Genomic DNA, 22,408 nt, shown 5'->3' with positions numbered 1-22,408 from the left:
GTTATTATGATGCAGTGTACTGCAATGTGATACAGCGCGTAATATTACATCCCGGTATGCTGTATTGCAATGTGGTACAGGGTGTAAAACGTGCGCCATTCGCGCTACAGTAAGGCAGCTCAAACAGGACGACGCTATGGCACATCAACCCTCCAGCCGTGAGGATGAAAAATCGGGCGGTATTCAGGTCATTGCCCGTGCGGCAAAAATTCTTAATGCCCTCGGCGAACAGCCGGGCGGCATGAGTCTGGGTGAGATCGCCCAGGCGGTCGCGCTGCCCCGCTCAACGGTTCAGCGTATTGTCGCTGCGCTCGACAGCGCAGAACTGGTGCGCAGCACCGGTGCGGGCGGCCTGCGCCTGGGACCGGCGCTGTTAAAACTCATCTCCAGCGTTCATACCGATGTGGTTGATCTGGTCAGCCCGCTGCTGGAAAAACTCTCCTCTGACACCAACGAAACCGTCTCACTGGCACGCGCCAGCGGCAGCCAGCTGGCGATAATCCATCATGTGGTGGCGTCGCGTGAACTGCGGGTGGTGCCGCATATGGGCCTCAATCTGCCGCTCTACAGCACCTCCGGTGGCCGGGCATTACTGGCGCTGGAGTGCGAAAAAGATGTGCAGACGATCGTTGGCGACGCCTGGCAGGAGTTAACCGATATGACGGTAAAAACGCTGCCGCAGTTGCTGGAATTGATCAGGGAGGTGCGCGAAACCGGTATCGCCGTGGATCGCGGTGAAACGCTGGAAGGTATCTCGACTATGGCGTTTGCGCTGGATACGCTGTTTGGACGTTTTTCTGTCTCTTTGCTGGTGCCCTCTGCTCGTTTTCTGCGTCATGAAGCGCGTTTTCGTGACGAGATGCTGAAGTGCAAAGAGGCGCTGGTGCGTGAAATCGGCAAAGTCGCCGCGATTGAAGGATAAGCCCCTGATGAAAACTCTGCTGATGGCCATTGACCACTCTCCGATCGCCGAAAAAGTGGTCGCGTTAACGATTGAAGAAGCGCTGGCGCATCGCGCCGGGGTCGTAGTGCTCTGCTGTGTCGATCCTGCCTACTCCGCCTGCAATCAGCCGATGGAGATCGATGCGGGTGAAGATCCCACTGATTTTGTGGCGGCACAGGATGAGCAGAATACGGCTGAGATGGCGGTACGCCATGCCCTTGCACCGCTGCTGCGCGCGGGTATCGATGCGCGTGGCATGATTCTGGCTGGCGAAGCGGCCGATACCATCGTCGCGCAGTCGCAACAGCTCAAGGCCAGTATGATTATCATGGGCCGACGCCATCTCTCCTCGTTCAACCGGCTGTTAAAAGGCTCGGTCAGCGCGTCGGTTATCGAACGCGCTCACTGTCCCGTGCTGATTGACGTGCGTAAGGATTAACTCCGCAGCATGAACTTACTGCCTGTTATGACGCTGGCGGCGTTTGCGCTGCTGGCACTGATCGTCATTGTGTTGATCAAAACTACCCGGCTGCGTCTCTGGCAGGGGCTGCTCATCTTCCTGCTGCCGCTGATCGTGGCGAATCTGCTCTGGTTCAGCTGGGTTGCGCCGCAACAGAGACAGGCCGCTCAGCGTGAGCAGGCGGTCAGCCAGCTGTCAGCGATGCCCGGCTTCCGGGTGCTGCAGACGCAGGAACCAACGCTCTGGCTGCTGCTGACTCAGGAGCTCACGCGACGTATCCGCGCCGGAGAACCGGCGGATAAGGCCACGGGCGAGCTGCGGGGCTGGCTGATTGAGGTGATCAATCAGCGGCTGATGCGCGGTACAGATGCCGCCGTTGTTCATTACATCAGCGTCTCGGTCGAAGAGATGCAGGCGCTGAACCAGATCGATCCGGGCCTTTGCTTCCGCTATCTCTATCCGCAGGTGAGCGGGGGCATTAATCTGCAGACCACGCTGTCACCGGCTCTGAACCGCAGAGAGGCGGAAGCGATGGAGCAGCTGCTGCTGAACAGCCCGCCGCCGGAGCAGCCACTGGATAAAACGCAGGCGCAGGCCGATCTGCAACAGATCACAGGCCAGCTTTATCAGAAGTGGGGCGACAGGCTGCAGCAGCTGAATATGCCTGCTGACACCGCCGTGGATCGCTCATCGCTGTGTGCCATGTCAATTGACCTCTACAGTGCGATTCTGGCATTACCTGACAAGCGCGCCGCAAACCTGTTACGTAGAATGATTGCAGTGACTGGCCAGTAACCGGCAGCGATAGCGGGCGAAAAAAAGCCCGCTAAGCGCGGGCAGGGAAGAGAGAGAGGCAGAGTCTTATTATTGGCATTTCCTGGTGTGGTGCACTTTTCGTATCGTCTGAGTGCATACTGTCATGCCTGACACGATAGTAAAAGCCATTTAATCGTATTGAATTAATCGGTAAAAGCTTCGTAATTTTTCGTTTTTTCGCGCATTTATCCTATGGATGCGTGACAGGCTGCGTCTTAAACTGCGCGGCAACGTGAGGACAATCTGATGAAAAAACTCATTACCGGCGCGGTAGCGCTGATATTGCTGACAGGCTGTACTGCCAGCAAACCCGGGGCATTTGAACGTGTTGATGAAGATCCGACCTCAAATACTGTGCAGTATCGTTTTGATCCGCTCAAGGTCAATCGTGATGCGATGGATATCGATCTGGCGAATTACTGCAGTAATAAAGGATTCGATAAAGTCGAGGCGCTGCCAGCGCAGGAAAGTCATATTCCGGGACTACAGAAAGCGTGGTTCCAGTGTAATTATGCGTTGAAAAGTTAAATAAATCGGGCGGGATAATTATCCCGCCCTTAAAGTGTGTTTCTTTTATTTTATGCTGTGTGACATCTTTGCCCGTCAGTGGCGATGGTGACCGCCATGATACCCACCGTGATAGCCTCCATAGTAGCCTCCATAGTAGCCTCCGTGATACCCGCCGCCACCTCCGCGGTGCCAGCCGTTATCATGTCTGGGAGTGATGATACATCCGCTTAATAACGTCATCAGCGCAATGACCGAAGCGACTTTTATCAATCTCTTCATAGGAATTCTTCTCCTCTTTTCCCATGAGGACAACACTACGCTGAAAAAGTGGAGTAAAGATGCAGGCTTTGTAGAGTTATTTAATCAGATATGACGAAATATTTCAGAATGCGGATTTTTGCAGCGGATCGAAATAAGAGAATCAGAATGGGCTGAATAATAAATACTATCAGAGAGAATAGTCTCAAAATCAAGCGAAAATAATCTTCCTCTGAAAGTTTTTACAACTACATTATTAGCATGTCAGTTCAACAGGAGAGAAACATGGCGCACGACGTGAAACATAGACTGGCTTTGCAGGCAGAGCTGGGCGAATGTCCGCTCTGGTCGGTCAGGGAACAGGTGCTGTGGTGTGTCGATATTCTGGCACCCGCCATTCACCGGTTTGACCCGGTCAGTGGCGAGCTGCAAACCTTTCCGCAGGCGGAGCATGTGGGCTGCATCGGTCTGCGTGAGCAGGGAGGGCTGATCGCCGCTCTGCGTAGTGGTGTCTGGCTGCTGGATGCGCAGGGTAAACCGGAGAAAAAGATTGCAGACAACCCTGGTGAGGCCGCGCAGAGCCGCTTTAACGATGGCCGCGTCGATCCGTGGGGCAATTTCTGGTGCGGCAGCCTGTGGGAACCACAGGATAAAAATGGTGGGCTGCTGTGCCGCGTAACACCCGACCTCAGGCTGGAGGTGAAAGCGCGCGACATTAAAATCTCCAACGGACTGGCCTTTTCGCCTGACCGGCGCTGGATGTATCACAGCGACACGCCGAATGCGGCGCTCTACCGCTATCCGTTAGATGAACAGGGCGAACCGGGTGAGCGCACGCTGTTCCGCCGTTTCGACGCCAAAGGCGGCTTACCGGATGGCGCAGCGGTGGATAGCGAAGGTTTCTACTGGTCAGCACAGTTCGATGGCGGGCGCGTGGTGCGTATCGATCCTCAACGTGGAGAGATCGTCGATGAGATCCTGCTGCCGGTGAAGTGGCCAACGATGGTGGCTTTTGGCGGTGCCGATCTGAAAACGCTGTTTATCACCAGTTCGCGGGAAGATCGCACGGTAGAGGAGCTGGCGCGCTATCCACACTCCGGCGATATTTTTGCGGCGGAGGTCGCTGTCGCAGGTATGGCAGAGCCGCTGTTTCGCGGTTAGAGAGAAGCGGGCCACGTAAGGCGGCCCGCGCTGTTTAATGACGTTGCAGAACCGGCGCCGTCGTGACGGAACTCTGTGGTAAGCGGATGGTGAGTGACAGGAACAGGGAGATAACCAGCAGCGTCATGATCAGGCTGAAGGTGACGGTGAAACCGCCAGACAGCGAGGCGACCAGGGAACCCAGCACGCTGCCGATACCAAATCCCAGATAGAGCAGACCGTAGTTTTTGGTCAGATTGTTGAGACCGAAAAAGTCACTGACCAGCGACGGGAACACCGTGATGGTTCCGCCAAAGCTGAAGGCGACACAGGCGAGCGAGAGGAAAAAAGTCACCTCGTTCATCCGGGTAAAGAGCAGCACGCTCATGCCGATCAGTGAGACGATCTGCGCCAGCGAGATAACCCGGATACGCAGCATTCTGTCAGACAGCACTCCAAGCACCAGACGGCCGCTCAGGTTAGCGATCGCTATCACGGTGACGGCGCTGGCGGCACTCTGAGTCGAAAGATGCACCAGACCTTCGCCGATATCTTTGGCGACACCGATAACGTAGAGCCCGCTCATGCAGGCGGTCAGAAACATCAGCGCCAGCATCCAGTACTGCGGCATACGGACGGACTGGGCCAGTGTGTAATCCCGCGCAGGCTGTTGTCCCTGATGACGGGAACTTTTTTCCTGAACGGGCGCGTCACGCATCAGCAGCGCACCCAGGATGATCATCGACATCGCTATCACGCCCCAGATCATAAAAGTCTGCTCCAGACCGATCGTCGCCAGCAGGGCCCCGCAGATAAATTTGAAGCCCAGGCTGCCCAGACCATACGCGCCAATGGCGCAGGCGGAGATCATCCCTTTGCGTTCCGGGAACCACTTCACACAGTTAGAGAGCGTCATCAGATAGCCCGCGCCATCGGCCAGACCGACCAGCAGACCGGCGCTGAAATAGAGCATCATCAGGTTATCCGCCTGCGACGTAAGCCAGAATCCCATTGCCATCAGGATCCCGGCGCCAATCGTCACGCGGCGTACCCCAAACCGCTCCTGCAATTTACCGGCCAGCGACGAGGCAATAGCCAGACCCAGACTCAGCAGGCCAAACGAAAAAGCAACCTGACTGATGGGTGCATCCAGCTTCTGCGACAGCTGGCCGTTGAACAAACTCCATGTATAAACTGACCCCAGTGCGAACTGAGTGATGACGGTGCCGAATAATGTCAGCCAGCGTGAACGCTGGTAAGAAACCTGCTGAGTCTGGTTCATCATTTATCTCTCCCATCCGGGAATCTGGAAACTGCGGTCAGCATAAAGCAGTCGCGTGCGCGGGCAGGCGGCAAAGGTATGAACGGAACGGATCGGGGAATGAAATGCCTTTCATCGGGTATGAATGGCATTGCGTCGTAAATCGCGGCACGGCGGTGCTGCGTGAAAAGTAACCAAAAAGGCAGCTTAATCAGGAAGCGTAACCACCCGTAAGATAATGTTTCAGCGCGTCGGTTAGGTGTGCAGGTTTGCGGATTATTTGCCAGGCTAATAGTTCACTTAACAGGAGGAAATATGAAAGACCGGACATATGAATCCACCACCAGTGAGGATGAAGTTTGCTGCATCATCGGTCAGGCCGTGATTGAACTGAGTACAGAACAACAGCCTGTGACCAAATCGACGCTGGCATTGAAACTGCTGTCGATGGCCGATCGCGACAGCGATGATGAGCGTGTTCTGCTCTACTGGATCGCCCGTAAGGCGATCAATCAACCACAACAACTTCTTCAGCAGCAGTGGGCATAGTGCCTCTCCGGATGCGGGCCACCGCCCACTCTCTTGTCAGACGGTGACCCGGCGACGGCTTGACGGCCAGCGGGCAAACATCACGATATTGCCCAGCAGAATCATGACAAGGCCAGGGATGGCGCTGGCATGCCATTCATATCCTTCGTAACGGGTAGAGAGTGCCAGCGCCACCAGCGGAAACAGAACCGTCGTATAGGCTGCCCGACTGGCGCCAATCCGTCCCACCAGTGTGAAGTAGGCCCCGAAACCGACCACCGATCCTACGATAGCCAGATAAGTTAACGCCCCCAGCCACTGCGTATTCCAGGTCGGTTGCAGTGAAACGCCCTGCAACAGCGAAACCAGTGCCATGATCAGCGCACCGTACAACATGCCGTAACTGTTGGTGGTCAGCACATCGCGTTGTAACCGCTGATGCCGCTGGCTGATCATATTGCCGAAGGAGAAGCCCAGCGTGCCCAGCGCACTCAGACCGATGCCCCACATCAGTCCGGCCGAGGCTTCCGTATTGCGCAAATCGTGCCAGAACAGCGCAACGATGCCGGTCATCCCCAGTACGATGGCCGGGATCAGGCGTACGGAAGGGCGCTGACGGAAGAACAGCCAGCCGTTGATGGCGTTATACATCACGGCCATCGAAAAAATGACCGATTCCAGGCCACTGCTGATATAGCCTGAAGCGTAATAAAAACAGACAAAATTAAAACCAAAGACGCAGCAGCCCTGCAACAGACAGAAAAGATGGTCCTGCAGCGTCAGCGTGTGAAGGCGCTTTATCAGTTTAAGCAGCACTAGCATCACCAGCGAAGCCAGCAAAAAACGCCAGAACACCGCGACGGTAACCGCGCCGATGCCCGCAGACTGTTGCGCGTAGATCGCAATCCAGGTCGTTCCCCAGATCAGCACGACAGAGAGATACAAAAACAGGTTCATCGCCAGGTCTCCTCCATAAAACACTGATTTTGCCCCTGAAGCCGCCTCTGCGCTTGCAACGGGTTGCGCCGGTTTTGCAAAATCTTGCGCATTTTTACCCTCTGTTCCGCTACGGTCTGTTTTCTGGCGAGCGCAACCCGTAAACTGGCACCCTGTTTAATCTGAACTGACACGCCGATGAGCCGATACCAGACCTTTGACATGCTGCAGCGCCACAAAGCCCAACTGCGTGATCAGGTGCAGCTTCAGAGCGGTATTCAGCTGGCAGCCTGGTTTAACAGCGGCGACCGCGTAACCAACCACAGCGATCACCATACGCTGAGCCTCTATGTGGCGGGCGGTTACGACGCCTGGCACAAAACACCGCATGGCTGGCGCAACGGTGGCGCGCCGGATCGTTTCTGCCTGATGCCCGCCGGTACAGAATCTACCTGGGATCTGCGCGCCGATCTCGCCTTTGTGCATCTCTACTGCAGCGAGGCCTATCTGCGACAGATGGCCGAACGGGTCTGGGATCGCAGTCCGGCGCAGTTAACGCTGGATGAGAAAATCTTTTCTACGGACGATCGCATCACCCAGCTCTATCGGCACTTTCTGTTAAGCAGTGACTGGCAGCAGCCCGCCAGTCAGTTAATGCTGAGCAGCGCCTCCACGCTGCTGCTGACCCATCTGCTACAGCACTACAGTGAAGTGAACTGGCAGCTGCCTCCGGTGCGGGGAGGGCTGGCGCCGGTGGTATTACGCCGGGTGCTCGACTTTATCGATGCCCATCTCGACCAGCCTTTAACACTCTCCGTGCTGGCGCACGAAGCGGCGCTGAGTGAGTTTCACTTTGCCCGTATGTTCCGTCACACTACCGGCGAAGCACCGCACCAGTTTGTGATGCGACGCCGTATGGATCGTGCCCGGATGCTGCTTGAACGGCCCGACCTGACCCTGACCGCCATCGCCTTACAGTGTGGTTTTCACTCGTCAGCCCACTTCAGTCACCGTTTTCGCCAGGTGTATGGAACCACACCCTCTGCCTGTCGCCGGGCACTCAGCTAAGCATTCTGTCCTGCGTAACGGTTTTTTCTTTCTGCGTACAGCCTCAGGCCTGAGCGGAAAGCATGAATGCCGGGAGCGTCAATAAAAGGCTCTGCCGTCAGGCCTCGTTTCTGACTCTTCTTACCTGCTTCTGATTGCTGTTAATCATCCTCTCATCTGACAGCATCAACCCGGTAAGGGTAAAACAGATTACCTGATTGTATATTCCGTAATATAAGTGTTAAAAAAATCAGTCATGGTTGACTCTGGATTTAAATCATTAATCTGGATCAATTTAATTATTTTTTATCACCCATCTGTTGTTTAATTTATCAATCCCGACATAAATGTTTGCCTGATAGATATAGAACAGTTCAATTAGCTAATATAGCAGAACTTTTCTCCTTTCTTCCGTGGCATAAAACGCTTGAGAAAATTCTTATTGAAGTTTAATGGTCTGTATGTTTGATCTTTCGTCGATCTTTATTCTATTATCGCGTGCAGAGAGCCCAGGGCTGAAAATATCTATGGCGATAAGAAAAGGACGATGAAATGGCTGAAAGTTTCCAGAACGAAGTGCCAAAAGCACGTATTAATTTAAAGCTTGATCTTCATACGGGAGGCGCAGGTAAGAAAACAGAACTTCCTCTTAAATTACTGGTTGCAGGTGATTTCAGTAATGGGCAGGATGCTTCACAATTATCGGAGAGGAAAAAGGTTAATTTAGATAAAAATAATTTTGATTCTGTTCTTTCCGAATATTCCCCAAAAGTGAACCTTACCGTTAAAAATACACTCGCGGGTGACGGCAGTGAAGAAAACATCAGTCTGACATTCCGCAGCATCAGGGATTTTTCTCCGGAACAGATCTCCCGGCAGATACCTCAGCTTAAGGCGATGCTCTCCATGCGCAATCTGCTGCGTGATCTCAAGGCCAACCTGCTGGATAACCAGGCCTTTCGCAAGGAGCTGGAAAAAATCCTGCTCGATCCGGCCTTAAGCGCAGAACTCCGGGCCGAACTCTCCGCGCTGGCCCCTCAGCAGCCATAACTTTCGCGATGAATTAATGGATTAATAAGGAAGATGTTGATGTCTGTACAAAATGAGAACGCCACGGGTGGCGACTATGCGGTGACTGAGCGTCCTGCTGCGGGTGGGGTTTATGCCTCTCTGTTTGAAAAAATTAACCTGAACCCGGTTTCAGAGCTGAGTGCGCTGGATATCTGGCAGGACGCACAGGCCATGTCGGATGCCACCGCAGATGAACGAATCACGGCCGGTATGCAGGTCTTTCTCGAATGCCTGACTAAATCAGGCTCTAAGGTCGAAAAACTCGATAAAAACCTGATTGACCAGCATATCGCCGAACTGGATTACCAGATCAGTCGTCAGCTCGATGCCGTAATGCATCATGAAACTTTTCAGGCGGTAGAAAGTTTGTGGCGCGGCGTAAAGTCACTGGTCGACAAAACAGATTTCCGTCAGAACGTAAAAATCGAACTGCTGGATATGTCCAAAGAGGCGCTGCGTCAGGACTTCGAGGACAGCCCGGAAATCATTCAGAGCGGGCTCTATAAGCAGACTTATATCGATGAGTATGACACGCCGGGCGGTGAACCGATTGCTGCTCTGATCTCGGCATACGAATTTGATGCGTCGGCACAGGATGTGACCCTGCTACGCAATATTTCGAAAGTGTCCGCTGCAGCGCATATGCCATTTATCGGCTCTGCAGGCCCGGCATTCTTCCTGAAAGATTCCATGGAGGAGGTAGCGGCCATCAAAGATATCGGCAACTATTTTGATCGTGCCGAATACATCAAGTGGAAATCCTTCCGCGAAACCGATGATGCCCGCTATATCGGGCTGGTGATGCCGCGCGTTCTGGGTCGTCTGCCGTATGGTCCGGACACCGTTCCGGTGCGCAGCTTTAACTACGTCGAAGAGGTGAAAGGCCCGGATCACAACAAATATCTGTGGACCAACGCCTCCTTTGCCTTTGCGGCCAATATGGTGCGCAGCTTCATCAACAACGGCTGGTGTGTGCAGATCCGTGGCCCGCAGGCGGGCGGTGCCGTTCAGGATCTGCCGATTCATCTCTACGATCTGGGCACCGGCAATCAGGTGAAGATCCCGTCTGAAGTGATGATCCCGGAAACCCGTGAATTTGAGTTCGCCAGCCTGGGGTTCATTCCGCTGTCGTACTATAAAAACCGCGATTACGCGTGCTTTTTCTCTGCCAACTCCGCCCAGAAACCTGCGCTGTATGACACGGCTGACGCGACCGCGAACAGCCGCAGCGCCGACCTTCAGCGCTGGCAGGCTATCCCGATGAACCACTATTCCCCGAAAGCGCAGGCCCTGCACGCCCTGCAGCAGGATGCATTGTTGCTGGAGCGCTGGCAGCGTCAGGGAGAGCCATATCGCTACGGGCTCGGGCTGTATCCGGGCAACTGGTCATGAATGACATTACCCAACGTAAGATTAAAACCGGCGGTGACCCGCGCTCGCTACCGGACTATGCCGCCCTGCGTGATGAACTGAGTAAGCTGACACATCCGGCTCGCCCGGATGTGAACTGGCGTTATGCAGAAAAACTCTGTCTCTCACTGTTTGAGCAGAACGGCGTGGAATTGCAAACAGCAGCCTGGTATACGCTTGCGCGTACGCAGCTGGCCGGTTTATTCGGGCTCAATGAAGGGCTGACGATACTCGAGGCCCTGATAAGCCATCAGTGGGCGGCTCTGTGGCCTCAGCCAGTCCATGCGCGCATGGAAATTCTCAGCAGTCTGAGTCAGCGTCTGCAGCAACGAATGCGCTCGCTCCCGCTGAATTACAGCGACCTCAGCCAGTTGTACCGGGCGGAGCAACTGCTTACAGGTCTGGGAGAGGTACTGCAGCGTCTGGAGCTTAAGCATCTGAGTCAGCTCGATACGTTGCGTACCCTGATGCACAACAGTGCTGTTCGGCTGGAAAATAGCGATGGTATAACCACTACCGGGTCGAGCATTCAGCCTGGTATCGTATTGCCCGCCACCGTGATGAATGAGGCGACAGCATCCACGAGAGACTTTGCTGGTGGACCGGATGAAGATAAGTCAGAGAGTGCAGTGAAGTGGGTTTACGTTGCGCAACCGGAACCGCAGTCGAATGTGGAAGTGCTGTCGACAATACCTGTTCCGGTTAAAAAGTGGAAATCCTTCGCTGCCGGCATGTGTACCATGCTGGTGATAAGCATCATTACAGTGTGGAGCTGGCAGTATGTTCACCGGCCAGACCCGCTGCGGACTCAGCTTGCTGCTTCATTGGCACCGTTCCCCGTACCTCTCACGTCTGAACAGCTGGGGATGTTGCGTCAGCAGACTCCGTTACCTCAGGACCTTATCGCACAGACACAGCAGCAGCTTGCCCGACTGGATAAGTTGCCGCCTGACTGGGATATTGCATACAGCAGAAAACTCATCGAACAGGTTCAGGTATTGTGGCCGGAACAGGCTAAGCCCCTGATACAGCAGTGGCAACAGCAGATTAATATCTCAGTTCTTCCTGTCGATAAAACGAACGGCTGGCATGAAGGTATGACGCAGCTTCAGGCTCTTGCCGATAAACTGAATGCACTTGATGGTCAGAAGGGAAAATACATCACCGTCAGTGAACTTAAATCGCAGGTCTTTGGCATGCTGACGAGTTTCCGGCAGACCGTGCCGGTGGAAGAACAGCTTCGGCAGTTGAAGCTGCTCCCTGAAGACTCTCCGCAGCGTCAGCAGCAGATTCAGCAGGCTGAGCAGCACCTCCGGGCTCAAGTCTATATGCTGGCGCAGGAAAAACATCGTGAGTGATGTAAAAGGAACTGACGGGGTGGGTAAAACACAGCGACACCGTAATCACCGGACACAGTGGACGGTCGCCGAAATTACGTTTGTGGAACGACATTATGGTCAGCTGTCTGCCCGTGAAATCGGGGAGCGGATTGGCCGGTCATCCAATGGGGTGGCCCGGATTGTTCAGCTTTACGGTCTGTCCCGGGGCGTGGCACCGCCCTGGTCTGAAGAGGAGCTGGCATTGCTCCGGACCCACTATGCAGAAGGCATAGAGTATGTCATGTCACTCTTGCCCGGGCGTTCACGCAAGGCTATCTTCCGGCAGGCGTCCCTGGCAGGGATCACCAGTCGTGGCAGCTGGAGCAGTGAAGAGAAGGCATTTCTGGAAAAACATTACAGAAATCTGCCAACAAAAGAGATTGCCGCCAGACTGGGCAGAAGCGTCAGTGCAGTGAGGGCGGCAGTGGTCAAATTTGACCTTGGAACAGGGAAAAACAGACCCTGGACGGAAAGGGAACAGGTGTTGATGCAGGCACACTACAGTAATGGGATTGATAAAATAAAAGCGTTGCTGCCGGATCGTACCCGGGAGGCCATTTTTGCCCAGGCCGGAAAAATGGGGCTGACTGAGGCCCGGCTCTGGCAGCCAGTTTAGGATTGCGTATTAAGGGATATATATCCTGAAAGAGGTGTTCCAGGTGTGCGGGAGAGGCTTCCCCACAGGACGCTCCCTGCTATCAAACATCGGGTGAAGGCTTTGGGGCTGAGGTCCTTCAGAAGGAAAAATGGATAAAAGGAGGTCATGTGAACCAAGAAGATGATGAGAAGTATCCAGCCAGATTGAAGCCGGTTATTCCTGATTATGACTTGAGCATATTCGGAGGCAGGGTCATGCACCGCCATTATTAACTGGCGGTTGTATCTAATCCTGGGGGCAGGTCAATCGCTTTGTTAACATCGTTGCGTCCTGCAAAAATAAGCTGGTAGGTTCCTGTTAGTTCTTTCAGTTGACAAAGAGCGCTCAAGGATTGAGCCGATAACGGGATTACATGAGGACGTTTCATTTTCATTCTATTTTTGGGAATTTCCCAGATACGATTATCGAAGTCAATTTCACTCCATTCAGCCAGACGTAACTCTACTGTTCTCAAGCCTGTCAGCATGAGCAAACGGGTTGCAAGAAGAGTAATAAGACTTCCAGAGTAGCTTGATAGCTTTTGCAAAAACTCCGGCAGCTCACCGGCGGTAAGGAAGGGATAGTGCTTTTTCTCATGGCCTTGCAAAGCGCTACCAAGATCAGCAGCAGGGTTGTATTCGGCACGACCTGTAACAATCGCGTACCGAAAAACCTCACTACAACGCTGGCGTACTTTGCTTGCAAGCTCAGGCGCTCCCCGCTTTTCCATTCGTTGTAATACGGACAAAAGCTCCAGTGGTTTTATTTCATTAACTGGCTGAGAGCCTAGATAGGGGAAGACATTATTTTTAAAAGCTCGCTTGACGTAATCAGCATAACTCTTTGACCAACCAGATACTTTTGCGCTGTACCATTCGAGAGCTATTGCTTCAAATGTGTTGGTAACCGAGAGTTTTTTAGCTAATTGCGTGGCTTTTTTGACCTCTCCGGGATCCTTATCATTCGCCAATACCTTTCTTGCCTCATCTCGTTTAGTGCGAGCTTCCGAAAGTGAGATGTCCGGGTAGGTTCCGAATGAGAGCTTTTTCTCTTTCCCGGCAAATCGATATTTCATGCGCCAGTACTTTGAACCGTTAGTATTGACCATGAGATAGAGTCCTCCGCCATCAGCGAGCTTATAGGCTTTGTCTCTTGGCTTTGCAGTCTCGACCTGACGCGCATTTAAGGTCATTTTTGGGGGTCTCGTTTTTCATTGAACAGGATAAGCCCCCACTAAGGCCCCCAAGTGTTTATTGATTCACGTTGAAATGGGTAGACATCAGTTGACGTCGCATAGCCAGAATAGAGGGTTTCTCACTGATTATAAGAGGGTTTTATTGAATTTGGTGGATGTCAGGAGAGGTGTGTATGGTGTCCCCTGCAGGAATCGAACCTGCAACTAGCCCTTAGGAGGGGCTCGTTATATCCATTTAACTAAGAGGACCGCGGCGCGCAGTATAGCGCAAACAGGCCGGGAGATTCACTACATCGGTGTGCGTTTGCTCATTCCGCCAGCAATCGGGTAATTTGCCTGAGCATAACAGGGCACCACGTGGCGGAAACCGTTACATTCTGGCGCGGGATGATGCTCAGTTGCAGAGGCGGTGGTAACCGGCAGAACAGAGGCGCGTGCGGCCAGGGCGGGTGCAGGCGTTGCTGCACCCGTTAAGTTCCCGCTGGCGGCGCAAACGCTCAACTGCTGCACTATCTCAACGCAGAAAGCAGACCGGTCCGCTAAAGTGGCGCTGTCTGCCAGAGCGTTACTCTGCGTTTTCCTGCTCTTCGCGCTGACGGCGCTTCTCCTGCTTACGCTTCTCCGCCTTCGCTTTAGCCACGGCAGCTTCACTCATGTCATTGCGGATCTGCGCATGACTGATCAGGGCAAAAATCAGCGTGCCGCCGGTAATGTTGCCGAGCAGGGTCGGCAGGGCAAACGGCCAGAGGAACTCATGCCAGCTTATGCTGCCACTGAACACCAGATAGAGCACTTCTACCGATCCTACGACGATATGCGCCAGATCGCCCAGCGCAACCAGCCAGGTCATCATCACAATCACCAGCAGCTTGGCCCCGCCCGCAGAGGGGAACATCCAGACCATAGTGGCGATAATCCAGCCGGAGATCACCGCATTGGCAAACATCTCGCCAGGCGTGTTCTCCATTACCTTCTTACTGATCTCCGTAAATGCCTGACGGGTCGCCTCGTCGAATATCGGCATCTCATTAAAGGCCAGCGCACCCAGCGCTGTGCCAATCAGGTTACCCAGCAGCACAATCCCCCACAGCCGTAACAGCAGCCCGCCATTACCCCAGGTGGGCTTATGCATCACCGGCAACACGGCGGTCACGGTGTTTTCGGTAAAGAGTTGCTGCCGGGCCATGATGACGATGACAAAACCAAAGGTATAGCCGAGGTTCTCCAGCAGGAACGCACCCGGAACGCCATCAAGGTGGACCTGGAATATACCTTTCGCCATCAGTGACGCGCTCATAGAGAGGCCCGCCGCAATCGCAGACCAGAGCAGCGCCATGCCGTCGCGCTCCAGCTCTTTTTCCCCATCCTGGCGGATCTCTTCATGGATTGCCGCTGCACGGGAGGGCAGCGCCTCCTCATCGACTTCAATATCAGTGCCCTGTTCCTTCTCTTCACTGTCTACGTCATTAGGACCCTGTTCATTACCTGATGAAGGCTTCATATTTTCTCCTGGTGATAGTGCTGCTGCGTAATAAGCGTAGCCCTTTTTTATTTGCCGATAATGTTACGGCTGATGCGAATAAGCGTAACAACCTTTTTCAGAACTGCATTTTTATTCAGATGCCAGGCAATACCGCACGAATAAGCCGCTGAGAGCAAAACTGAGCGGTAGCTCACACTTCGGCCCGCAGCAACATTGTGGTAATATCCCGGCCACTTTTTAGCTGGTGTGACTCCCCCCTCGATGTTGGAAATCATTACGCTCACTTGTGCTTATGACGAACGTTCGCTGTTCCGTCGGCTCTCATTTCGCGTTTCCGCAGGTGACATTGTGCAGATTGAAGGGCCCAACGGGGCGGGCAAGACGTCGCTGCTGCGCCTGCTGGCGGGCCTGAGCCGTCCGGAGGAGGGTGAAATACGCTGGCAGCAGCAGCCGATTCAGCGGCAGCGTGAAACCTGGCATCAGGCGATGCTCTACCTGGGTCATCATCCGGGCATCAAAGGCGTGCTCACGCCACTGGAAAATCTGCGCTTTTATCATCCCGACCGCAGTGACGCACAGATCTTTGCGGCGCTGGAGGCGGTGGATCTTACGGGGGAGGAAGAGGTGCCGGTCAGCCGTTTATCCGCGGGGCAGCAGCGCCGCGTGGCGCTGGCGCGACTCTGGCTCAGCCCGGCGCGCATCTGGATCCTCGACGAGCCACTCACCGCCATCGACAAAGCGGGTGTTGAAAAATTAATGGCACAATTTGCCCGCCATGCCGATAACGGGGGCGCTGTGATCCTGACCACCCATCAGGATCTGCCTGCGGAGGCGGCACGGGTGCGCAAAATCCGTCTCGGCGATGAGGAGGCTGACTGATGCTGTTTCGCCTGATCCAGCGTGAACTGCGCATCGCCTTTCGTGGCGGGGCGGATGTGATTAATCCGCTCTGGTTTTTCCTGATCGTGATTACGTTATTCCCGCTGGGCATCGGACCCGATCCGCAGCAGCTGGCGCGCATCGCCCCGGGGGTGGCCTGGGTTGCCGCCCTGCTGGCGTCGCTGCTGGCGCTGGAGCGGCTGTTTCGTGACGACTTCAGCGACGGTTCGCTGGAGCAACTGGCGCTGCTGCCAACGCCGCTGCCGGTCATCGTCATCGGTAAAGTGATGGCGCACTGGCTGGTGACCGGCGTGCCGCTGATTGTCCTGTCACCGCTGGCCGCACTGCTGCTGTCGCTGGATATAAACGGCTGGTGGGCGATGGCGTTAACGCTGCTGCTGGGCACACCGACCCTCAGTTTCCTCGGGGCGATTGGCGTGGGACTGACCGTAGGTTTACGGCGCGGCGGTGTGCTGCTCAGCCTGCTGGTACTGCCGCTGGCGATTCCGGTTCTGATCTTCGCCAGCGCGGCGATGGAGGCGGCCAGTCAGGGATTGCCGGTCGGCGGTTATCTGGCGATTCTCGGCGCGATGCTGCTGGGCAGCGCCACGCTCTCGCCGTTTGCCACGGCGGCGGCGTTACGCATTACTTTGCAATAACCGGTGTGGGAGTAACGCGCGTAAAAGACGCGGCAACCCTTTTTTATCGTTAATGTGAGCACTTGATATGTGGAAAGCGTTACATCAGCTGAGCAGGCCCGAACGGCTCTATCAGTTGTCAGGGCGACTGGTGCCCTGGTTCGCCATTTCAGGGCTGGCGGCGTTGCTGCTGGGCTGGGTCTGGGGATTTGGATTTGCACCCGCTGACTATCAGCAGGGCGACAGTTTTCGCATCATGTACATTCATGTGCCCGCCGCGATGTGGTCGATGGGCATCTACGCCTCTATGGCCATCGCCGCTTTCATCGGCCTGGTGTGGCAGCTGAAAATGGCCGATCTGGTCTCTGCCGCGATGGCACCAGTGGGCGCGATCTTTACCTTTATTGCGCTGGTCACCGGGGCCGCCTGGGGCAAGCCGATGTGGGGCACCTGGTGGATCTGGGATGCACGCCTGACTTCGGAGCTGGTGCTGCTGTTTCTCTATATGGGCGTGATTGCGCTCTATCACGCGTTTGACGATCGCCGCACCGCAGGCCGGGCCGCGGGCGTTCTGATTCTGGTCGGCGTGGTGAATCTGCCCATCATTCACTTCTCGGTGCAGTGGTGGAATACCCTGCATCAGGGATCGTCGGGCATTCTCCAGCAGGCGATTGCGCCGGTGATGCGCACGCCGCTGCGCTGGGCCATCATCGGTTATCTGCTGCTGTTTGTGACGCTGACCCTGATGCGGCTGCGCAACCTGATTCTGTTAACGGAACGTCACCGCCCCTGGGCCCTGACGGTTGCAACACGGGGAGAGCAGGGATGACGCCAGCCTTTTCCTCCTTGCATGCCTTCTTTGCGATGGGGGGCTACGCCTTCTACGTCTGGCTGGCGGTGGCCTTCACGCTGCTTCCGCTGATCGGTCTGACGCTGCACACGCTGCTGCTGCGCCGCCGCCTGCTGGCTGAGATCCGCCAGCGCGAGGCGCGTGAACGTCGTATCCGGGCAGCAAAAACTAAAAAAGCCGCAGCTGAAGCGGCAGGAGAGAGATTGTGAATACCCGTCGACGCAACCGCCTCTATGCGGCGGTGGCGATTCTGCTCGGCCTTAGCCTGGCGACCGCGCTGGTGATGTATGCGCTGCGCTCAAACATCGATCTCTTCTATACGCCGGGTGAAATCCTCTACGGCAAAGGCGAGTCACACGAGAAGCCCGAAGCGGGCCAGCGACTGCGCGTGGGCGGCATGGTGATGCCGGGCAGCGTCCGGCGCGATCCGAAAACGCTGGCCGTCTCCTTCAAACTCTACGATGCCCGCGGCGTGGTCAGTGTCACTTTCGAGGGCATCCTGCCGGATCTGTTCCGGGAAGGGCAGGGCGTGGTGGCGCAAGGCGTTCTCACTGCGGGTAACCGGGTTGTCGCCAAAGAGGTGCTGGCGAAACATGATGAAAAATATACGCCGCCGGAGATCGAAAACGCGATGAAGAGTCATCCGGGTGACCCGCAGTCGCCTTACCTGGCAGGAAGTAAATCATCATGATGCCAGAAATTGGAACCTTTCTGCTCTGTCTGGCGCTGGGCCTCGCGCTGCTGCTGAGCAGCTATCCGCTGTGGGGGGCCGTGCGTCAGGACGCCCGCCTGATGGCGATGGCGCGACCGCTGGCCGGTGGCCTGTTTGTCTGCATCGCGGCGGCGTTTGCCCTGCTGGTCTGGGCCTTTGTCAGCAACGATTTTACCGTTGCCTACGTTGTCACCAACTCGAACAGCCTGCTGCCGGTCTACTACCGTATCGCCGCCACCTGGGGCGCACATGAGGGGTCGCTGCTGCTGTGGGTGCTGCTGCTCAGCACCTGGACACTGGCGGTGGCGATCTTCAGTCGCGGGATGCCGCAGGATGCGCTGGCGCGGGTGCTGGCGGTGATGGGGATGATCAACCTCGGCTTCCTGCTGTTTATCCTGCTGACCTCCAATCCCTTTGCCCGCACGCTGCCGGACTTCCCGATCGACGGGCATGACCTGAATCCGATGCTGCAGGATATCGGCCTGATCTTCCATCCGCCGCTGCTTTACATGGGCTACGTCGGCTTTTCCGTGGCGTTCGCTTTTGCCATCGCCTCGCTGATGGCCGGACGGCTGGACACCGCCTGGGCGCGCTGGTCGCGTCCCTGGACAACGGCAGCCTGGGTCTTTCTGACCATCGGGATTGTGCTCGGCTCTGCCTGGGCCTATTACGAGCTGGGCTGGGGAGGCTGGTGGTTCTGGGACCCGGTAGAGAACGCCTCCTTTATGCCGTGGCTGGCGGGAACGGCCCTGATACATTCGCTGGCGGTTACCGAAAAGCGCGGCACCTTCAAGGCCTGGACCGTGCTGCTGGCTATCACCGCGTTTTCACTCAGCCTGCTGGGCACCTTCCTGGTGCGCTCCGGTGTGCTGGTGTCGGTGCACTCTTTTGCCTCCGATCCGGCGCGCGGGATGTTTATCCTCGCGTTTCTGGTGATTGTGATCGGCAGTTCGCTGCTGCTCTACGCCATTAAAGGCGGTCAGGTGCGTGGCCGGGTGCAGAATGAGACCTGGTCGCGCGAATCGTTTCTGCTGGGGAACAACGTGCTGCTGATTGCCGCGATGCTGGTAGTGCTGCTCGGTACGCTGCTGCCGCTGGTGCACAAACAGCTGGGCCTGGGCAGCATTTCGGTCGGCGAGCCGTTCTTCAACACCCTGTTCAGCTGGCTGATGGCACCCTTTGCGCTGCTGATGGGGATCGGCCCGCTGGTGCGCTGGCGGCGTGATGAGCCGCAGAAACTGGCTAAGCGCCTGGCGCTGGCGCTGGTCGTCACTCTGGCCTGTTCCATCATCATTCCGTGGTGGCTGCAGGATCGCATCGCGGCGATGAGCGTGGTGGGTCTGCTGATGTCCCTCTGGATTATCATCCTGACGCTGCTCGAACTGCACGAGCGCGCCACGCATCGCCATCGCTTCTTTGCCGGTTTACGGCACCTGTCGCGCAGCCACTGGGGAATGGTGCTGGGGCATCTGGGCGTGGGCGTCACGGTTATCGGCATCGCGTTCAGCACGCAATACAGCGTGGAGCGCGATGTCCGCATGAAGGCGGGCGACAGCATTGATATCCATCACTATCACTTTGTTTTCCGCGGCGTGCAGAATCTGCAGGGGCCTAACTACAGCGGCGGCATGGGGATCATCGAAGTCACCCGCGACGGCAAACCGGAAGCGACACTGCAGGCAGAAAAGCGCTTTTATACGGCTGCCCGCACCATGATGACCGAAGCAGCGATTGATGGCGGCTTCAGCCGCGATCTCTATGCGGCGCTGGGTGAAGAGCTGGATGACGGCGGCTGGGCCGTGCGCATCTACTACAAACCCTTTGTGCGCTGGATCTGGGCCGGTGGCGTGCTGATGGCGCTGGGCGGCCTGTTCTGCCTGTTTGATCCCCGTTACCGTTCGCGCAAAAAAGCCGAACGTGAGGAGCGGACGTGAACAAAAAAATTCTGTTTATTCCCCTGATGCTGTTTCTGCTGCTGGCGGCGGCGCTGCTGTGGCAGCTGACACGCAACGCAGAGGGCGACGATCCGACCCGTCTCGAATCTGCCCTGATTGGCAAGCCAGTGCCGCTGTTCCGGCTGGAAGCACTGGATCAGCCGGGCCAGACCTACGATCAGCGCGTGCTGACGGAGGGTAAACCGATCCTGCTGAACGTCTGGGCAACCTGGTGCCCGACCTGCCGCGCCGAACATCACTACCTGAACAGCCTGGCGGAGCAGGGGATTCGGGTGGTGGGACTGAATTACAAAGACGATCGTCAGAAAGCGGTGAACTGGCTGAACACGCTGGGGAATCCCTATGCGCTGAGTCTCTATGATGGCAACGGCATGCTGGGGCTGGATCTTGGCGTCTATGGCGCGCCGGAGACCTTCCTGATCGACGGCAAAGGCATTATCCGTTATCGCCACGCGGGCGATCTCAATCCGCGCGTCTGGGAGCAGGAAGTGAAACCGCTGTGGGTGAAATACAGCGCGGAGGCGGGATCATGAGAGCGCTGATAGTGATCTGCGGCCTGCTGTTCAGCTTCTCACTCTGGGCCGCCATCGACACGTTGCAGTTTGACTCGGTCGCGCAGGAGGAGCAGTACCGCGATCTGACCGCCTCGCTGCGCTGCCCGAAGTGCCAGAACAACAGCATCGCCGATTCCAATGCGATGATTGCTGCCGATATGCGCCTGAAGGTCTATCAGCTGATGAAGCAGGGCCAGAGCCGCCAGCAGATCATCGACTATATGGTGGCGCGTTACGGCAATTTCGTCAGCTATTCGCCGCCGGTCACCCCTGCAACGCTGATTCTGTGGGTAGGGCCTGCGCTGTTTGTGCTGCTGGGCGGCGCGGTGATTATCGTGCGCAGCCGTCAGCGCAAAACCCGCAGTGAGCTGAGTGAAGATGAACAACAGCGTCTTGATGCGCTACTGAAATCTGACAGGAAGCCGTCATGAGTGCATTCTGGATCACCCTTTTTCTATTACTGCTGGCGGCCTGTACGCTGTTTCTGGCCGCAGGCTGGCGGCAGCGTGAGGCCAGCCCGGGCGATCGCGACCGTCTTAACCAGCGTTTCTACCATCAGCGGGTTGAAGAGCTGGCACAGGATGAGGCGCAGGGCGTCGTTGCTGAGCGACCGCTGATGGAGCGGGAGCTGCAGCAGACGCTGCTGGCAGATATTCCGCCAGCAGAAGCCCAGGCCTCACACCGCAGCCACCGCTGGATTCTGCTGCCGGGCGTTGTCGTGCTGGTTGTGGTCTCGCTGGGCACTTATCTGAAAACCGGCGGCCTGGCACAATTCTCCGGCTGGATGCAGGTCCGGCAGGCGTATCCTGAACTGCGGGCTCGCCTGATGGACCCTGGCGCGAAACCGCTGAGCATGGAGGAGCTGGCGCGTCTGCAGCTCGGATTGCGTACCGCACTGCAGCAGGAACCGGATAATCTGGCCGACTGGACGATGCTGGGACGGCTCGGCATGGTGCTCAACAATGCGGAGATCGCCAGCCAGGCCTTTGAGCGCGCATTGCAGCTCGCTCCCAACGATCTGGCGCTGAAGCAGGATTATGCAGAGGTACTGACGCGATCTTCCGATCCGCAGGATAACCGTCAGGCGACCCTGCTGCTGCAATCGCTGCTCAAAGCGGATCCGCAGAATCTGCGCACCCTGAGCCTGCTGGCGTTTAACGCCTACGGGCAGCAGCAGTACGATCAGGCTATCGACGCCTGGCAGACGCTGCAGGGGCTGCTGCCAGCGGGCGATGCGCGCCATGCGATGATCGCCCGCAGTATCGAAAAGGCCCGGAGTGCGGCCGGACAGCAGGGGCGTCAGCTGGCGCTTAAGGTGACGCTGACGCCGCAGGCAGAAAAAATGTTACCGCAGGACGGAGTGTTGTATATTTCGGTTTCTGACGGGGTGTCACCGGTGCCGGTGGCGGTTAAACGCCTGCCGCTCAGCCACTTCCCGCTGGCGCTGACGCTGGATGACAGCAACGCCATGATGCCGGATCGTCTGCTTTCGGCGCTGCATCAGGTGGCGGTCCGGGTGCGGATCTCCCGCGACGGCAGCGCCACTCCTCAGCCGGGCGACTGGCAGGGCCAGAGCGCGGTAACGCCCTGGGACGGGCAGCAGCCGATAGCGGTAGAGATTAGCCAGCAGACCCCCTGATGAGGCTCTGCGACAACATTAATAACCACAGGTGCCATTGCCTGCTGCCTCTGGCACAAAGTCAGCTATGCTCATCGGGTAAGCCGCTTCGATACCCGGCCGTAACC

23 protein-coding genes, 1 tRNA gene and 2 pseudogenes are annotated in these 22,408 nt (G+C 56.3%); 20 read left to right on the top strand and 6 right to left on the bottom strand.

Features of this window, described 5'->3' with window-relative positions; all coding sequences use genetic code 11:
* The first annotated feature begins 136 nt into the window (after positions 1–136).
* The 5 genes from ACR6AS_RS09220 to ACR6AS_RS09200 all read left to right on the top strand — a co-directional run bounded on the left by ACR6AS_RS09220 (position 137) and on the right by ACR6AS_RS09200 (position 4,148).
* The gene (locus ACR6AS_RS09220; protein ID WP_111141176.1) at positions 137–922 is read left to right on the top strand and encodes an IclR family transcriptional regulator; all 786 of its coding nucleotides are present in this window, start codon (positions 137–139) and stop codon (positions 920–922) included.
* Between the two features lie 7 nt (positions 923–929).
* Positions 930–1,382: a universal stress protein gene (locus ACR6AS_RS09215; protein ID WP_111141177.1), complete on the top strand. Its 453-nt coding sequence runs from the start codon at positions 930–932 to the stop codon at positions 1,380–1,382.
* Between the two features lie 9 nt (positions 1,383–1,391).
* Complete coding sequence (locus ACR6AS_RS09210) at positions 1,392–2,198, top strand: hypothetical protein (RefSeq protein WP_434161820.1); 807 nt, start codon at positions 1,392–1,394, stop codon at positions 2,196–2,198.
* A gap of 267 nt (positions 2,199–2,465) precedes the next feature.
* Complete coding sequence (locus tag ACR6AS_RS09205; RefSeq protein WP_111141179.1) at positions 2,466–2,747, top strand: lipoprotein; 282 nt, start codon at positions 2,466–2,468, stop codon at positions 2,745–2,747.
* 525 nt (positions 2,748–3,272) lie between these two features.
* Positions 3,273–4,148 (top strand): SMP-30/gluconolactonase/LRE family protein, encoded by an 876-nt coding sequence (locus tag ACR6AS_RS09200; protein WP_111141180.1) that lies wholly within the window; start codon positions 3,273–3,275, stop codon positions 4,146–4,148.
* A 34-nt stretch (positions 4,149–4,182) separates the two neighbouring features.
* Here the strand turns inward: ACR6AS_RS09200 and ACR6AS_RS09195 are convergent, their stop codons facing one another.
* Entirely contained in the window at positions 4,183–5,409 is a 1,227-nt protein-coding gene (locus ACR6AS_RS09195) for an L-lactate MFS transporter (protein WP_111141181.1), read from the bottom strand.
* Between the two features lie 294 nt (positions 5,410–5,703).
* Here ACR6AS_RS09195 and ACR6AS_RS09190 point away from each other — a divergent pair, with 294 nt between their 5' ends.
* Entirely contained in the window at positions 5,704–5,937 is a 234-nt protein-coding gene (locus tag ACR6AS_RS09190; protein ID WP_111142270.1) for a hypothetical protein, read from the top strand.
* Between the two features lie 36 nt (positions 5,938–5,973).
* Here the strand turns inward: ACR6AS_RS09190 and ACR6AS_RS09185 are convergent, their stop codons facing one another.
* Positions 5,974–6,873, bottom strand: coding sequence for a DMT family transporter (locus ACR6AS_RS09185; RefSeq protein ID WP_434161817.1), 900 nt, complete (start codon positions 6,871–6,873; stop codon positions 5,974–5,976).
* Between the two features lie 177 nt (positions 6,874–7,050).
* Between ACR6AS_RS09185 and ACR6AS_RS09180 the strand changes: the two genes are divergently transcribed.
* The 5 genes and pseudogenes from ACR6AS_RS09180 to ACR6AS_RS09160 all read left to right on the top strand — a co-directional run bounded on the left by ACR6AS_RS09180 (position 7,051) and on the right by ACR6AS_RS09160 (position 12,375).
* The gene (locus ACR6AS_RS09180; protein WP_434161815.1) at positions 7,051–7,920 is read left to right on the top strand and encodes a helix-turn-helix domain-containing protein; all 870 of its coding nucleotides are present in this window, start codon (positions 7,051–7,053) and stop codon (positions 7,918–7,920) included.
* A 531-nt stretch (positions 7,921–8,451) separates the two neighbouring features.
* Entirely contained in the window at positions 8,452–8,949 is a 498-nt protein-coding gene (gene tssB, locus ACR6AS_RS09175) for a type VI secretion system contractile sheath small subunit (protein ID WP_111142029.1), read from the top strand.
* Between the two features lie 33 nt (positions 8,950–8,982).
* A pseudogene (gene tssC, locus ACR6AS_RS09170) lies at positions 8,983–10,197 on the top strand (type VI secretion system contractile sheath large subunit); the annotation flags it as partial.
* A gap of 161 nt (positions 10,198–10,358) precedes the next feature.
* Positions 10,359–11,738 (top strand): VasL domain-containing protein, encoded by a 1,380-nt coding sequence (locus tag ACR6AS_RS09165; protein ID WP_434161813.1) that lies wholly within the window; start codon positions 10,359–10,361, stop codon positions 11,736–11,738.
* Complete coding sequence (locus tag ACR6AS_RS09160) at positions 11,731–12,375, top strand: hypothetical protein (RefSeq protein ID WP_434161812.1); 645 nt, start codon at positions 11,731–11,733, stop codon at positions 12,373–12,375. The genes ACR6AS_RS09165 and ACR6AS_RS09160 overlap by 8 nt, the downstream gene beginning before the upstream one ends.
* 286 nt (positions 12,376–12,661) lie before the next feature.
* On the opposite strand, the pseudogene ACR6AS_RS09155 reads toward ACR6AS_RS09160, so the two are convergent.
* The 4 genes and pseudogenes from ACR6AS_RS09155 to ACR6AS_RS09140 all read right to left on the bottom strand — a co-directional run.
* A pseudogene (locus tag ACR6AS_RS09155) lies at positions 12,662–13,588 on the bottom strand (tyrosine-type recombinase/integrase); the annotation flags it as partial.
* Between the two features lie 177 nt (positions 13,589–13,765).
* Positions 13,766–13,840: transfer RNA gene (locus ACR6AS_RS09150), tRNA-Arg, on the bottom strand.
* 316 nt (positions 13,841–14,156) lie between these two features.
* Positions 14,157–15,092 (bottom strand): formate/nitrite transporter family protein, encoded by a 936-nt coding sequence (locus ACR6AS_RS09145; RefSeq protein ID WP_293772083.1) that lies wholly within the window; start codon positions 15,090–15,092, stop codon positions 14,157–14,159.
* Positions 15,093–15,139: 47 nt separating this feature from the next.
* A complete protein-coding gene (locus tag ACR6AS_RS09140) occupies positions 15,140–15,349 on the bottom strand; it encodes a hypothetical protein (protein WP_199560047.1) in 210 nt (69 codons plus the stop codon).
* On the opposite strand from ACR6AS_RS09140, the gene ccmA reads away from it, so the two are divergent.
* The 9 genes from ccmA (at position 15,336) to ccmI (ending at position 22,301) form a co-directional block, all read left to right on the top strand.
* A complete protein-coding gene (gene ccmA, locus ACR6AS_RS09135) occupies positions 15,336–15,953 on the top strand; it encodes a cytochrome c biogenesis heme-transporting ATPase CcmA (protein ID WP_111141970.1) in 618 nt (205 codons plus the stop codon). The two genes, ACR6AS_RS09140 and ccmA, sit on opposite strands and share 14 nt — an antisense overlap.
* Positions 15,953–16,612 (top strand): heme exporter protein CcmB, encoded by a 660-nt coding sequence (gene ccmB / locus ACR6AS_RS09130; protein ID WP_111141971.1) that lies wholly within the window; start codon positions 15,953–15,955, stop codon positions 16,610–16,612. The genes ccmA and ccmB overlap by 1 nt, the downstream gene beginning before the upstream one ends.
* Positions 16,613–16,679: 67 nt before the next feature.
* Positions 16,680–17,420, top strand: coding sequence for a heme ABC transporter permease (locus ACR6AS_RS09125; RefSeq protein WP_111141972.1), 741 nt, complete (start codon positions 16,680–16,682; stop codon positions 17,418–17,420).
* Positions 17,417–17,650: a heme exporter protein CcmD gene (gene ccmD, locus ACR6AS_RS09120; RefSeq protein ID WP_293772077.1), complete on the top strand. Its 234-nt coding sequence runs from the start codon at positions 17,417–17,419 to the stop codon at positions 17,648–17,650. Before ACR6AS_RS09125 ends, ccmD begins: the two co-directional genes overlap by 4 nt.
* Entirely contained in the window at positions 17,647–18,132 is a 486-nt protein-coding gene (gene ccmE / locus ACR6AS_RS09115) for a cytochrome c maturation protein CcmE (RefSeq protein ID WP_111141974.1), read from the top strand. Before ccmD ends, ccmE begins: the two co-directional genes overlap by 4 nt.
* Positions 18,129–20,087, top strand: coding sequence for a heme lyase CcmF/NrfE family subunit (locus tag ACR6AS_RS09110; RefSeq protein ID WP_367395665.1), 1,959 nt, complete (start codon positions 18,129–18,131; stop codon positions 20,085–20,087). The genes ccmE and ACR6AS_RS09110 overlap by 4 nt, the downstream gene beginning before the upstream one ends.
* Positions 20,084–20,641, top strand: coding sequence for a DsbE family thiol:disulfide interchange protein (locus ACR6AS_RS09105; RefSeq protein WP_111141421.1), 558 nt, complete (start codon positions 20,084–20,086; stop codon positions 20,639–20,641). Before ACR6AS_RS09110 ends, ACR6AS_RS09105 begins: the two co-directional genes overlap by 4 nt.
* Entirely contained in the window at positions 20,638–21,093 is a 456-nt protein-coding gene (locus ACR6AS_RS09100; protein ID WP_199560032.1) for a cytochrome c-type biogenesis protein, read from the top strand. The genes ACR6AS_RS09105 and ACR6AS_RS09100 overlap by 4 nt, the downstream gene beginning before the upstream one ends.
* Entirely contained in the window at positions 21,090–22,301 is a 1,212-nt protein-coding gene (ccmI, locus tag ACR6AS_RS09095; RefSeq protein ID WP_434161808.1) for a c-type cytochrome biogenesis protein CcmI, read from the top strand. Before ACR6AS_RS09100 ends, ccmI begins: the two co-directional genes overlap by 4 nt.
* Positions 22,302–22,408 lie beyond the last annotated feature (107 nt).

Origin of the sequence: Pantoea phosphatilytica (assembly GCF_051025615.1) — a bacterium.
Taxonomy (GTDB): domain Bacteria; phylum Pseudomonadota; class Gammaproteobacteria; order Enterobacterales; family Enterobacteriaceae; genus Pantoea.
This window is presented reverse-complemented; position numbering and strand designations above follow the sequence as displayed.